This window comes from Paenibacillus sp. J22FR83 (assembly GCF_059691955.1).
The window spans coordinates 54,480-67,872 of the sequence record NZ_JCAUAM010000018.1 but is presented as its reverse complement, the minus strand read 5'-3'; the positions used below and the strand labels follow the sequence as shown (position 1 = coordinate 67,872).

The window sequence follows — 13,393 nt, the reverse complement described above, 5'->3', positions numbered from 1 at the left end:
AATCCCATGCTTTCTATAATTGAATATAGAGATGATTAGGAATTACACGTGCTGCCGCATCACGTACATGGCCATGACAGGTAAAGAGCAGCACCTGATGACGCTGACTTACATCAGCGAGAACACGCAAACAACTTTCCATCCGTTCCTCATCAAAATTGACAAGAATATCGTCCAATACCAGCGGTAAAACAGCTTTGCCGCCATATTCTTCTACAAGCGCAAATCGCATGGATAAATATAATTGCTCAGCGGTCCCACGACTGAGCCCATTCGTCTCTACTTGCTGTCCATTTGCCCTGACCGCTAATAAGCGTTGTTCGCCAAATGGGGCTTTAACAGCTTCGAATGCCCCGTTCGTCATCATAGCAAAATACGAAGATGCCCGCAGAAGCACGCCTGGTTGACGATCCTTTTCGTAGATATCACGTGCTTTTTTCAATAGAAGCGCTGCAAATGATGCCACCGCATATTGATTCACTCCCTGAGATAACGTCGTTCGAATCCCTTCTGCTTGCATACGCAGATTCGCTCCTTCCGCCCCCTGCTCCAGCTTCTCAATATGGCCCGAAAGCTTGCCAATAATCTCTCTGAGCTCATTCGTTTGCGCAATCGTCTGCGATAGCTTCTGTTGCAATGAAACAGCTTGCAGAGCCAAATCTTCTTCGCCTTGAGATTCCATTAACTCGGCAAAGCTTTCCATAAATGAACGGCTTACTAAAGATTCCATGGAGGCTTGGAGTACGCGACTTTCATCCTCCAGTTTCTTGCGTTCGAGTTGTTCCCGTTCCATGATTCGCAGGTGCTCACCATCTTGTGCTGTGGCTTCCTGTAAAAGTTGATGAAGTCGCGCCTGTGTCCGGTCCATATGCTGCTGAGCTAACAGAAGCGCTTGCTCTGACTCACCCAACTCCTGTTCTAATTGCCTATGCTCCGCAATAAGCACATGCTGACGCTGCTCATCTTCTTTCCAACGTTTTAATGCAAACAAATAGTCTTGTCTAGTTGGAGGCAAATCTAGCAGATTGCGAATGGTTTCTTCAAAAATACGCACGTTCTCGGCTAACATGTCTCTCTTGGCAATCAGTTTATGAAGTTGACGCAGTCCATCTTGGGCCATCTCGATGACCCCAATCGTCTCTAGCAGCGCATCTGTTGATAGGTGGGAGCCTACGCCAAGTTGGTTCAGCCATTCTTCCCAGGCTGTATGCAGCAAGAGCGTGTCTTTTCTCACATCTTCCGCATGGCGCAGCCGCTGTTCAACTTGCCCCTGAAGCAGGAGCAAATTTTCCCGTGCATCCCTTAATTTCTCCAGCTTGCGGAGCTGTTCACTATGTGCATGCTTCCCTTTGTCAACCTCTCGGAACCAAGCATCCAGCTGCGGCTGAAGGTCTTGAATCGATATATTCGTATATCTATAGGATCCAGACTTTGAATATTCGGAAGCAGCAGCTGCTTCTCGAAATTGTTGATCCTGTGCTTGCTCATAATGACGCAGCTGCTCCTGAATGCGGTGTTCTAGTTGTCCTAGCTCCTGCTCCAAACGTTGATCTTGCTCATTGGTAGATGCAATGGTAGAAGGCATGGCACGAGATGCTCTGCTTCCTTCCGCTTGGCGGCCCATCAACCATATATAGCCCGTCACCACCGCGAAAATAAGGGAAACGCATAGCGCTGTAGGCCAATTCCCCAGCCATCCGATCACGAAAGGACTGACCAGCGTTAGGAGGCCTGCCCCTATCATCAAACGCTGACGGAATGCACGCGTTGCCTCTCTACCCGCTTTCGTTGCATCTTCAAGACTCTGCAAATATAAATGTTGTTCAGCCTGACGTTCTTGCTGATGCATCTTTTGACTTGTGACTAGCTGCCAACGCGCATAATCCGAAGCCAAATTCTGTAATAAGTGATAAGGATCAGCGTCCATTATCTCTGAACTTGCTGATATGCCTTTGCACGCCGCCTCAAGATAACTTACCTGCTCTTGCCCGCGATTAACTTGTGTATGTAAACTGTCCAATTCTGCGCTGATGCGCAGTTCAAGTTCGGAGCGATTGCGGAATTGCTCTTTATACGACCGCACTTGTTCACGAAGTGAAATCGTTACAGCGAATGAAGTGACATCGGTCTCATCCCATTGCACATCCAAGTTAGCTAGCCCTCTATCCACTTGAGCCCGTTGGTGTGCAATCTCTACCTCAAGCTGTTCCAACTGTCGCTTGTGCTCCTCATAGGTAGCGGATTGCTCCAATAAATGGTTCAACTCGATTCCATTCGCGAGTATTTGGGGCTCCAAGAGGAGCGCAGCCCTATCCCTGTGCATACTCTGCACACGGAGCTCCAGCTTGTCGCGCTCCGCTTGAAGGCGCTCCTGCTCGGCCTCGAGCGCCTCCAGCCTTGCCGTGGCCTGCGCCGGGAAGCCCGGCCGCGGCGGCAGGCCCTCCAGCTCGCGGCCGATCTGCCGCAAGCGGAGCCAGCCGCTGCGCGCCTTGCCGGCCAGGCCGAGCTTGTGCAGCTCCGCGCGCAGCGCCTCCTGCTGCCCCTCCAGGGCAGCTGCGCGCGCCTCCGCGGCGCTGTGCTCTTCCTGCAGCCGATCGTAATCGGCTGCCCCGTCACGGCTGCGGCGCAGCGACTGCTCCAGACCCTCGAGCTCCTTCAGGAGACGGTTCATCTCCTGATTGCGTCCGCGGGGTCTGTACAGGCCGTCGGCCTGCGCCGTCAGCTTGCGCTCGGCCTCCATGATGGCCGAGCCGCTTACACCGAGCCCAGCGCTATACAGATAGCCGCTGAGCTCGTCCGTCTGCAGGGAGCGCAGCTCCTGCAGTTCGGTTAGACCAAAAGCGAACAAGCTGCGATAGAGGTCGGCCGAGAGGCCGCCTAGCAGCGTGTTCAGCTCCTCTTCGCCGCCGATGGTACCATCGGCGAATGTGACCTTAACGAGCCCCGCAGAGGCTCGTTTGCCGCCTGTGGCGGGCGCGTCGTAGCGTTCGACGCGGATGCGCTGACCCTGCTCATCGAGCAGGGTTAGTGCGCCCCCGTGGGCGCCGCCGCCCAGCGGCTCGTAGCGCTCCGACCGGTTCGTTCGCGTCGGAAAGCCGAACAGCATCGCACGGACGAAGCCCATGAGCGTGCTCTTGCCCGCTTCGTTGGCGCCGTAGAATACGGTCAACGCATTGTCGGTCTGCAGCTGACGATCGCGCAAGGAACCAAATCCATCGACTTGGATGGCAATAATTCTCATCCAGTTCCCCCTCCATCCGTGGTTAAGAGATCCGCTACAAGTACTTCTGCGGAACGCAGCCATTCACGTAGTTGTTCGTGCGTCGCTGCAGCTGGATTTCCAGCAGATTGAGGCAACCCTTGCAAGGCTGCTGCCAATGCTTCTTCAGCGAAGCTCTCCAAAGCGGATTCGTCACTTTGCAGCACCGCCGCATATCTTAACAGATCACCTAGGAAGCTCTTCTCTTCCATAATAGCTGCCAGATCAAGTTCACTGGCCGTTCGATCTTCGATGGATTCGATCCATACGAAGTTGCCTCGTTCCACTTCGTCTTCTCTTAATTCATCTATTAATTCCTGTAGAGTACGGCCTTTGCGCAGACGTTCATGAATGCTGCTGCGACCTTCCAATACGATGCGCACAATGCCATCTCGGCCATTAGCGTCTTGTCGAAGCCGATCTAATAACTCCCCTAAGCGATCTTTCAACACTTGCTCCGATGGAATTGAAATTACTGATAACGTTTCTTGATACCATCGAACTGTGTCTAGAGCATGGAAGATAAGCTCTGCACGTCCCTGATCATCCATATCTACTAGATAACAGCCGCGAGGCCCTGTTTCCCGGATACTTCGGCCTTGTATATTGCCTGGATACACGATCGCTGGCTTTACGTTCATAATCTGTCTTGTATGTACATGTCCAAGTGCCCAGTAATGCATGCCGGCATCGATTAAATCATGCTTGCTGCATGGGGCATAATTATCATGATGTGGGTCCCCGTCCACATTCGTATGCAAGAGTCCAATCTGACACACTTGCGCTTGTCCTCTTTTAAACTTCAGGGCAAGATTATCCGTTACCACGGGGCTCCCATAGGAAATCCCATGAATTTCGGCAATAAGGCCGCGATCTTGTTTCACAACTTGTACCGTCTCTACATGATCAGACGCAAAAAAATGAACGTCTGCTGGCCAAACCAACTTGGCGGCACGTCCATCCTCGGGGTCATGATTACCATGTATGATATAAACAGGAATGCCTTCCGTCGCCAATTGTTCCACTGCTTTTTGGAAACGAATTTGTGCGCGCAGCGAACGATCGGATACGTCGTAGACATCCCCGCTAATCAATACAAAATCCACATGTTCTTGCATCGCAAACGCCACAAGTTCCTTTAACGCTTCGAACGTCGATTCTCGAACTCGCTCTCGAACCCGTTCAGGAAGCGCCGACATGCCTTTAAATGGGCTATCTAAGTGCAAATCGGCAGCATGTATAAACCGCAGTCGTTTCATGGCTCTAACGCCTTCCTTTACCAACTTTATTCCTGTTGACCCGTTTCTTCCTGTTTCGTTGGCTCCGTTACTTGATAGCGCTCATACACGCTTTTCAATTGCCGGAGTACACGATTCAATGAATAGGTTTTCTTCGCCTTCTCCCATGCAGCTCGCGCCAAATTGTAGCGGAAACTAGGGTCTATGACGACTTTCTCCAAGGCATGGCTCAGAGCCATCGCATCCCCGACAGGTACAAGCAATCCATTGTGACCATGCTCGATCTGCTCGGCGATCCCACCAACATTCGTACCGATCAAAGCTAACCAGCATAATGCTGCTTCTGCGAATACCGACCCGAAGGCCTCTGCGCGAGATGGCAGTACAAACACATCGAAGAAGGGCATGAACTCTTCCGGATGAAGCATATACCCATAGAAAATCGTATCTTCATAAATATTATGTTCGATGGCTAATTTCTCCAGTTCCTCCCGGCTAGGACCATCACCAATAATATGCAGGACAAATGGATGTCCGCGTTTCTTCAGCTCGCCGCAAGCAATCAGCAAGGTATCCAAGCCCTTGGCGGGAACTAAACGACAGACGGTAATGAATTGTGTGACTGCATTCTCGTGTGAAATCGGACGGAAACGCTTCTCATCAAAGCCGTTCGGTATTACCCCAATACGTTCGCTATCTTGAACATATTCTCCAATGTACTGCTTAAAGGAATTAGAAACCGTAATAATCTGATCGACCCTAGCTTCCAATTCCCCGTAAATCTGGGTTAGGAATTGATGTTCAATCCCATTTTCAGCAATACGGCCATTTAAAATCAGTTCCCGCTCAAAACTAGAGTGAATGGTCAAAATAACAGGTGTATCCGGATAAATTTGTTTCATAACCAGTGCAGCAATCGGATGATGGGCATGTATAATATCAAATTTCTTCGAAATTCTGAGCTTTGTCCACCACACATAATCTTTATAGGTTTGAATGTATTTATCGATAATAGGGTTTCCGGCAAACTTCCGCCAATCGAATGTTGCGAAAGTTACATCCTCATTCCCCTTGCCGCGAATACGTTTAGGAAGCGAGAATAACTCCATTTCCCAACCTTTTTTATTAAATCGTTCCAAAATATAGGGAACCATGGATGATACCCCACCCGGCTGTTCCGGGGGGAAAAACAATGCTTGCAATATGTTCATTGCATGAGCCCCTTTCCCAAATCCTTGAGCTTACCACTACCTATTGTAACTTGTGTCGGACGAATATAAAAGAGAACACAACCTCATCAGCACAAATGTTCTATCCCTACTCCGTTTTTTCCTTTATAATAGAATCTACTTCTGTGGAAAAATAGACCAACTTGGAGGAACTCATGGACATCAAGGATTTACTATTCGGTGAATTAGCTAATTTTCTATCTCATGCCGTGATTGTTGTCATCGTTGCGATCATGTTCATGATCTCTCTGCGTTTGTTTCTAGATCGACGCAAAAAAGGGTATATGTCCATGACCATATCGCTCGTCATCGTCGGTATACATAGCTTACTTCAAATGTATTTCATGTTTAGCAGTATTCATACGAGCATCGCGGATTACTCGCAGATCATGCTCAAAATCATTTCATTTGTACTTATAAATATGGGGATTTATCAATTATATAATCGTACGAACCGCAAACAATATACATTTTTCTACGGTTTAATTATTATGGGATTTGTCGTCTCTACGCTTCATTTCATTGTTCCCAATATGTATAGCGGGACAGAGCATCAGGTTCTTCTTCTGCAGAATATTGGACTAGAGTTATACGTGTTCGTGCTTATTTTTCTTTGCTTCTATATGATTCCACCTTACATCGGTCAGCAATTGAAATATCAATTAGCTTTGACTATTTACTTTTTCTTTCAGACGGCACAGCTTCTAAATACGTATGTGTATAATAATGCACATCACGTTCTTACTTTGGCTGTCAATATCCTCCCGGTCATCTATTACTTTCTCTTATTCATGATTCTCTTTGAACGTGTCGTTGAGCTCATGCAAGCCATTTACAATTCTTCCATTACGGATGGGTTAACTCGACTCTATAATCGCAAATTTTTCTACAATCGTGTTACCCAACATGTACAACGTCATTTGCCCGTCTATGTGTTGTTCAGTGATATTGATAACTTCAAAAAGCTGAATGATACACAAGGTCATCAAATGGGCGACAATGTACTCAAACAGGTTGCGCAAATTATGAAAGATGAAGCGGAAGAATGCGGGATCGCCGGTCGCTACGGCGGTGAAGAAATGGTTGTGCTTGTCTCTGATCCCAGTGTGAAAATGGAAGCCTTTGCTGAACGCATTCGCAGTCGCATTGAAAAGGAAACGATCGTTACCGCTAGTATCGGATATAGCAAGTACAAGAACGGACTCAGTGCCGAAGAACTCATCAAACAAGCTGATGAAGCGATGTATCGCGCCAAAACGACTGGAAAGAACAAGGTAGTTAAGTTCTCTTAAAAAGTAAATACCGTCAGGATGAAAGAAATGAAACTTTCTGACTGATCCAGGCCAGGGAGATTAATCTAACTGAGGTTAACAAATGGGGCTATCAGAAGAAATACTAAATTCGTTTCACCTTAGCGGGGATTTTGTGCCATTTTTTTCTCTAAAGTCATCTGCTACAATCAAAAACGCGCCAAAACCATGGTGGTTTTGCGCGTTTTGGCAGGACGAATAAGGTGTCAGGACGGAATGTTCATAGCGGTCTGAATATTGTTCAAATCGAGCTGAATTTGCTCTGGTACATGGTAGGGATGGTATAGGCCCCGCTGCATCATGTAGTTTGTTATCTTTTCATGGGAGTCTATAGCTTCGTCGAGCTGTTTCATCAAAATTTGCTTGATTTCGGGGGTGACACATTCGGTTACGGCCATGGCGCAGTTTCTGACTCCACTCTTGGCGTTCATCAAAAAATCCATTGCGATCACATCGTCGGTCAGCGTATGAAGCCCAGTCATGTGTTCTAATATTGTGTTCATATTTTATCTCCTATAGGGTTACTTTAGACAGCACTCCACCGAGCTCCTGAAGCTGCTGCTGTGATAATTGCACGTCTTGTTGCAAAATTAGTATGAGCTCCGGATCGGTTACCAGAGCTTGCATGGTTTTGGATTTGGTCATGCAAATGGTCTTGAACGCAGCCATTTCATGAACCTCCAGCATCTCATGTAAGGCGTAATTGGAATTCATTTGGATTGTCCTCCCATTTATTCATCCATATTCAAGGTTTTAAGACGACTTTGATGCAATCGTCCGTTTTCGTATCGAACACTTCATAGCCGCGCTTGGCCTCGCTGAGCGGAATGACGTGCGTAACAACGTCACCAGGGTCCACTTTGCCCGACGTTACCAACTCGTACATATACGGCATATAATGAATGACCGGAGCTTGTCCGGAACGGATATTCACGTTTCGCTGCATGATGTCTCCGAACGGGAATCCGTTATAGCGTCCGCCGTATACCCCAGTGACTTGGATGGTCCCGCCTTTGCGGACAGCCTGAGACGCAATGATAAATGCGCTCATGGTGCCGCCTTGCAGTTTCATACCGCTGGCTAGAAATTCGAGATCGCTCATCTTGCCGTCCATGCCTACCGCATCAATCACGACATCGGCGCCGCCTTTGGTCATTTCCTTGAGATTGTTGCCGATATTCTGATCCTGCTCGAAGTTTACGATTTCGACATGGTTCGTTCGCTTCGCATGCTGTAAGCGGTAATCCACATAGTCAACGGCGATGACCCGCTTTGCTCCCTTCAGCCAGCAGAACTTCTGGGCCAGAAGTCCGATCGGACCGCAGCCGAGCACGATGACTGTATCTCCATTCTTGACACCGGCATTATCTACGCTCCAGAACGCCGTCGTCATGGTGTCGGCGATCAAGCTTAGCTTTTCATCCGGTTGTTCGCAGTTTTCAGGAATCTTGAAATGGGTGAAATTAGCAAACGGAACTCGTAAATACTCGGCTTGCCCCCCAGGATAACCACCGGTCGTTCCGGAGTATCCGAAATATGCGCCCATATCCCCGTGTTCGTTTGAGTTGTCGCATTGGCTTTCCAACTGATTCTTACAATAAAAGCAGTCTCCGCATGCAATGTTGAAAGGAATGATCACCCGGTCGCCTTTCTTTACCTTGGTCACGCCAGGGCCTACTTCTTCTACAATCCCCATCGGTTCATGCCCGATGACATAGTTTTCCTGAAGGTTAGGGATCATCCCGTGAATCAGGTGAAGGTCCGAACCGCAAATGGCGGAACTGGTGACTCTTACAATCATATCGTCCGGCTTCTCAATCTTCGGATCTGGCACCTCTTTGACCACGACATTTTTAATCCCTTGATACGTTACCGCCTTCATGCTTTATGTCCTCCAATATGTTCATCTGGGGTCCGATCAAACATCCCTTTACGCGACGTATCACCTGGGAACAAATTCATCTGCCCAATCATCACCGTATTTTTCGCCGAAAGCTGGTCGAGTTGGTACTGTTCATTCAGCTCGTAAGGATGGAACCATTTTTTGCGAATCATGAGCTCCGTGATTTCTTGGTGCATGGCAATCCCCTGCTTAAGATGATTGTGCAGCAGTGCTCTTACATCGGGAGAAGCCGTTTCCGTCAGGGCGATGGACAAATTGCGCACACCCTCTTTGGCACGAAGAAGGAAGTCCATTGCAAAAGTCATATCTGCCATTTCCGGCATATTTAATGCATTAATCGGGTCTAAATAATCAGTATTCATTTACGTTCCCCTTTAATGTGTTATAGGTGTGGGGCTATTCGGAACAGGCGCTTGGAAAGGAGCTCTTGCGTAGATTGCTTGCAGCTCGGTGATTTGTTGTGTGGATTGAATGACGTCTTTCTGCATTAACGCTTTTAGCTCTTGGTCAAAGACCAAGCCTTGCATAAGTTTGGACTTAGCGAGGCAGAGCGTTTTAAAGTTTAACGCTTCATGCAGTTCCATCGATTCGTGCGGTGCTAGCGTTGGCATATTCATTGAGACATTATCCCCTCCTTTTTTCATAACGTTAGATTTTCCGACTCATCGAATCTTATACTAAAAATTTCTTGCCTGACATGTTGGGTCCGGATAATTCCATGCAGTCGCAGGTATATAAACAAAATCACAACCACATACTTATTCTGTTTAAATTAATGATCTTTGCTCAAGGGAGGAGGACTCGCCTTGCCTAATGAAAACAAAATTGATCTAGTCACCGAAAATGCAAGAAAACCGGCAGAAGGTGCACTTAATTCGAGCGGTAATAAGCTGGAGCAGCATGCATCTAAAGCGGTTTCTGAGGCGCAAACGGCTTTACATCAGGCGATAAGCTCGATAAGTGAATCTCATGCAGCAACAAATTCACAAGCTTTGGAGACAGCCCGGCAGCAATTGACCCAAGCAGAGGAATTTCTAGATCAAGCGCAAACTTCAGCAAACGCATTACGTCTGCCTGACCAACAATAAAACGGTAGCTTTGTTAGTGGCAGAGTTTCTCCTTCTTTTCGGATACAAATGGAGTGCGCAGCGAATCATGACAAGCGATAGGGAGGCCCTTAAGGGGCCTCCCTATTTCTTCTGCTTCCTAATTATTAGGGGTTGGTCCTTAAAATGCCGACGTTCTTCAGCACCACAGCGCGGCGGCAGTCGGATAATAATATATTTTATTATCCAGGCATTTGAGCCACATTCAGTCATATATAGGAGATAGTAGTTCGAACCTGTAGAGGAGGATTTTATACAAATGATGTTACCGAGTGAAAAGTATTTCGGTAAGTTTGAAGCGGTTTTTTTATTTTACGGGGCCATGCCTACAGGCGTTACTGTTTCTGAAACTGGGCGCATTTTTATTTGTTTTCCAAGATGGGGAGACGATGTTAAATTTACGGTGGCTGAAATCGTTCTCGGTACATTACAGCCTTATCCTAGTTTAGACGCTAATTGGATAAGCCAATCGAATATCACAACGTCCTTCATTAGTGTCCAAAGTGTCGTTGCTGATGGTAAGGGAACGCTTTGGGTACTGGATACGGGGGCTCCTAATTTCTCAGAACCCATCAAAGGGGGGGCGAAGTTAGTCGCTGTAGATTTAAATACGAATACCATAAGAAGCGTATTTACATTTACTGAGGATGTTGTCCTGCCAACTACTTATCTGAATGATGTCCGATTTGATTTTCGTGTTGGCAAAGAAGGTTATGCTTATATAACGGATTCGTCTTCCCGAGGACCGGGTGCCATTATTGTCGTTGATTTAGAAACAGGTTATGCCTGGAGACGGTTAAACGGGGCAAATTCAACATCACCAGATCTCTTTCTTTTACCGAAAGTTGAAGGTGAAATCTTGATGAATCGAAACAAAGATGGATCTACTTCACCCTTTAGATTGGCCTCTGATGGAATAGCAATTTCCCCGGACGGCAAGATTTTATATTTCTGTCCACTCTCCAGTCGACATCTGTACTCGATTTCAACGGAAATCCTAAGAGACCGAACGATACCGGATAAGAATTTACAGAATAACGTAAAGTATTGGGGAGAAAAAGGTGCTTCAGATGGCATGATCACTGGTGCAGAAGGAACCGTTTATGCTGGAGATTACGAAAACAACAGTATTCGAAAGATATTGCCGAATGGCATCATGGAAACGATCGCACATGATCCTAGAATTTTATGGCCGGATACTTTTTCGATTGGTCCAGATCAATACTTATATTTCATCGTGAACCAATTACATCGGCAGGCAAGATTTCATTATGGAAATGACCTGCGGCAGAAGCCTTATAGTTTACTCCGTATGAAAATAGACGAACCACCTGCTCCTACCTTTTAATATAGCCATTTCCCGAATCATCCGAAAGCTGGTCGGAGGAAATACCTAGAACGTAATTCTCGGGCATCACCACCTGGAGGTAAGTTACTTACCTTCTCTTCAGTCCTTACGTATCTCTCCTGAATTCTTTATAATAGGAATGTACATGCGCAATGCGCGATAGGTACACATTCCATATTAGAGTAGGAGGCATTTCAGCATGCAATATCGTAAACTGGGCAATAGTGGACTTAAAGTGAGTGAAATCAGTCTAGGCAGTTGGCTCACCTATGGTGGGTATGTCGGAGAAGATCCTGCGGTTCGTTCCATTGAGCAAGCCTATGATCTAGGTGTAAACTTTTTCGATACAGCTAATGTGTATGAGCGTGGTGAAGCCGAGCAAGTGATGGGGAAAGTGCTAGCCGCCTATCCGAGGGATTCTTATGTACTAGCTACTAAAGTATTCGGTAAAATGGGTGAAGGTCCTAACGATCGCGGTCTTTCCCGTAAGCATATTAAAGAACAAGCAGAAGCGAGTCTTCGTCGTCTGAATACAGACTATGTGGATGTGTATTATTGTCACCGTTTTGACCCGGAAACACCGCTGGAAGAAACGCTGCGAGCGTTGGATGATCTCGTTACGCAAGGCAAAGTGCTATATATCGGCGTGAGTGAGTGGACTCCTGCGCAAATCGTGGAGGCTTACGCCATCGCGGATCGGCTTTTGCTCGATAAACTAATCGTGAATCAGCCTGTGTACAATATGTTCAACCGCTATATCGAAAAAGATATCATCCCTCTCGGTGAAACGAAAGGTTTCGGTCAAGTGGTATTCTCGCCTCTGGCACAGGGACTCTTAACAGGCAAATATCGTGCAGGCCAGCCAATCGCCGCCGATAGCCGGGCTAGCAGCAAAAACTGGGATGAAAAGCAGCTGAATGAAACTTCCTTGCACAAGGTAGCTCAATTATCCGGCATCGCCGATGAATTAGGGATCAAAGTATCCCAATTGGCCATCGCTTGGATCCTGCGCCAAAACAACGTATCGAGCGCACTTGTTGGTGCAAGCCGACCGGAGCAGGTTGTTGAGAATTGCAACGCAAGCGGCATTCAATTGACAGATGATGTTCTGAGCAGCATTGAGACTATTCTGCAAGGCTAACTCAAGTCACTTTCACAATTGCATAGTATGTGACATGCAAAACCTGCCATTGAGCAGGTTTTTGCGTTTAGTAGGAAGCTGGTAGCATGATGTGTTGAATGAGCTGGAGTAGATGCGTGTGATGGTGGCTTTCGTTAGTTGAGTAGATGAGTTTGTTTTAGAGATTGGCTTGTTTGGCGTATTGAGTAGCTTTGGGTTGATATAGTTTCAGCAACAGAGAATAACTGGAAAATATACAGCTATTCAGTCGAATTCCCAGCTATATTCCATTTAAATAGAATTTAAGTAGTAAATTCTATCCCCAAACACACATTGGCGCCATATGCGTAAAATTAACTGTATAAAATCCATTTATCCGCTGATATCACGGAATTCCAACAGAATTAACTGTAGGAAATCCATCTATTCGCCGCATGTAGTGATCTTATAACAAAAAAAGGAAGAGCTAACTTCGCTCCCCCTCATTCATTACCTTCCAAATAATGCTCTTTACAGAACGCTTCCACGACGGCAACTTCATCGTCTTCTAGGTCAAAATCCAGATAAAGTTCGGTCGTTTTCTCGTACAACTCGTATTTCATAAGTGCTGACGTTTCTTCGGTTACATTGTAGATCGCTCGGATATATAGACCGCTCTCGGAATATAGCTCATCATCTTCCTCAACGTCAATATCGATGATAAATTCATAGCGTTGTCCTGTCAAAATCCCAAAAGGATCTCGAACTAATTCTACGGTGTAGGTTGTAATTGTAAACATCGTACCGCCCCTTTCTCTTCTGCACCTGTTAGTATAACCGAAATGCGGGCAAAAGAAAAAAGGCACCTCTCTGTTGTCACAGAAAATGCCCCTATCGGTCT

13 protein-coding genes are annotated in these 13,393 nt (G+C 46.8%); 4 read left to right on the top strand and 9 right to left on the bottom strand.

Features of this window, described 5'->3' with window-relative positions:
* Positions 1 to 13: 13 nt before the first annotated feature.
* The 3 genes from AC58PV_RS27790 to AC58PV_RS27780 are packed head-to-tail and all read right to left on the bottom strand — an operon-like array spanning position 14 to position 5,708.
* On the bottom strand, positions 14 to 3,241 hold the full coding sequence (locus AC58PV_RS27790; RefSeq protein ID WP_497435955.1) for an AAA family ATPase: 3,228 nt from the start codon (positions 3,239 to 3,241) through the stop codon (positions 14 to 16).
* Positions 3,238 to 4,518 carry a metallophosphoesterase family protein gene (locus AC58PV_RS27785; protein ID WP_497435954.1) on the bottom strand — a complete coding sequence of 427 codons (1,281 nt, stop codon included), beginning with the start codon at positions 4,516 to 4,518 and terminating at the stop codon, positions 3,238 to 3,240. Before AC58PV_RS27785 ends, AC58PV_RS27790 begins: the two co-directional genes overlap by 4 nt.
* Positions 4,519 to 4,544: 26 nt before the next feature.
* A complete protein-coding gene (locus tag AC58PV_RS27780) occupies positions 4,545 to 5,708 on the bottom strand; it encodes a glycosyltransferase family 4 protein (protein WP_497435953.1) in 1,164 nt (387 codons plus the stop codon).
* Between the two features lie 173 nt (positions 5,709 to 5,881).
* Between AC58PV_RS27780 and AC58PV_RS27775 the strand changes: the two genes are divergently transcribed.
* Entirely contained in the window at positions 5,882 to 7,018 is a 1,137-nt protein-coding gene (locus tag AC58PV_RS27775) for a GGDEF domain-containing protein (protein ID WP_497435952.1), read from the top strand.
* 224 nt (positions 7,019 to 7,242) lie between these two features.
* Here AC58PV_RS27775 and AC58PV_RS27770 read toward each other — a convergent pair whose 3' ends face one another.
* The 5 genes from AC58PV_RS27770 to AC58PV_RS27750 are packed head-to-tail and all read right to left on the bottom strand — an operon-like array spanning position 7,243 to position 9,556.
* On the bottom strand, positions 7,243 to 7,539 hold the full coding sequence (locus AC58PV_RS27770) for a spore coat protein (RefSeq protein WP_497435950.1): 297 nt from the start codon (positions 7,537 to 7,539) through the stop codon (positions 7,243 to 7,245).
* Between the two features lie 10 nt (positions 7,540 to 7,549).
* Positions 7,550 to 7,750 (bottom strand): hypothetical protein, encoded by a 201-nt coding sequence (locus AC58PV_RS27765; RefSeq protein WP_497435949.1) that lies wholly within the window; start codon positions 7,748 to 7,750, stop codon positions 7,550 to 7,552.
* A gap of 31 nt (positions 7,751 to 7,781) precedes the next feature.
* On the bottom strand, positions 7,782 to 8,918 hold the full coding sequence (locus tag AC58PV_RS27760; protein WP_497435947.1) for a zinc-dependent alcohol dehydrogenase: 1,137 nt from the start codon (positions 8,916 to 8,918) through the stop codon (positions 7,782 to 7,784).
* On the bottom strand, positions 8,915 to 9,301 hold the full coding sequence (locus tag AC58PV_RS27755; protein ID WP_497435946.1) for a spore coat protein: 387 nt from the start codon (positions 9,299 to 9,301) through the stop codon (positions 8,915 to 8,917). Before AC58PV_RS27755 ends, AC58PV_RS27760 begins: the two co-directional genes overlap by 4 nt.
* Positions 9,302 to 9,313: 12 nt before the next feature.
* Positions 9,314 to 9,556, bottom strand: coding sequence for a spore gernimation protein GerQ (locus AC58PV_RS27750; RefSeq protein WP_497435945.1), 243 nt, complete (start codon positions 9,554 to 9,556; stop codon positions 9,314 to 9,316).
* Between the two features lie 189 nt (positions 9,557 to 9,745).
* Here AC58PV_RS27750 and AC58PV_RS27745 point away from each other — a divergent pair, with 189 nt between their 5' ends.
* The 3 genes from AC58PV_RS27745 (at position 9,746) to AC58PV_RS27735 (ending at position 12,534) form a co-directional block, all read left to right on the top strand.
* Positions 9,746 to 10,027, top strand: a complete 282-nt coding sequence (locus AC58PV_RS27745) for a hypothetical protein (protein ID WP_497435944.1) — start codon at positions 9,746 to 9,748, stop codon at positions 10,025 to 10,027.
* A 271-nt stretch (positions 10,028 to 10,298) separates the two neighbouring features.
* A complete protein-coding gene (locus AC58PV_RS27740; protein WP_497436027.1) occupies positions 10,299 to 11,393 on the top strand; it encodes an L-dopachrome tautomerase-related protein in 1,095 nt (364 codons plus the stop codon).
* A 199-nt stretch (positions 11,394 to 11,592) separates the two neighbouring features.
* Positions 11,593 to 12,534: an aldo/keto reductase family protein gene (locus AC58PV_RS27735; RefSeq protein WP_497435943.1), complete on the top strand. Its 942-nt coding sequence runs from the start codon at positions 11,593 to 11,595 to the stop codon at positions 12,532 to 12,534.
* A gap of 461 nt (positions 12,535 to 12,995) precedes the next feature.
* On the opposite strand, the gene AC58PV_RS27730 is transcribed toward AC58PV_RS27735, so the two are convergent.
* The gene (locus AC58PV_RS27730) at positions 12,996 to 13,292 is read right to left on the bottom strand and encodes a DUF6509 family protein (protein WP_497435941.1); all 297 of its coding nucleotides are present in this window, start codon (positions 13,290 to 13,292) and stop codon (positions 12,996 to 12,998) included.
* Positions 13,293 to 13,393 lie beyond the last annotated feature (101 nt).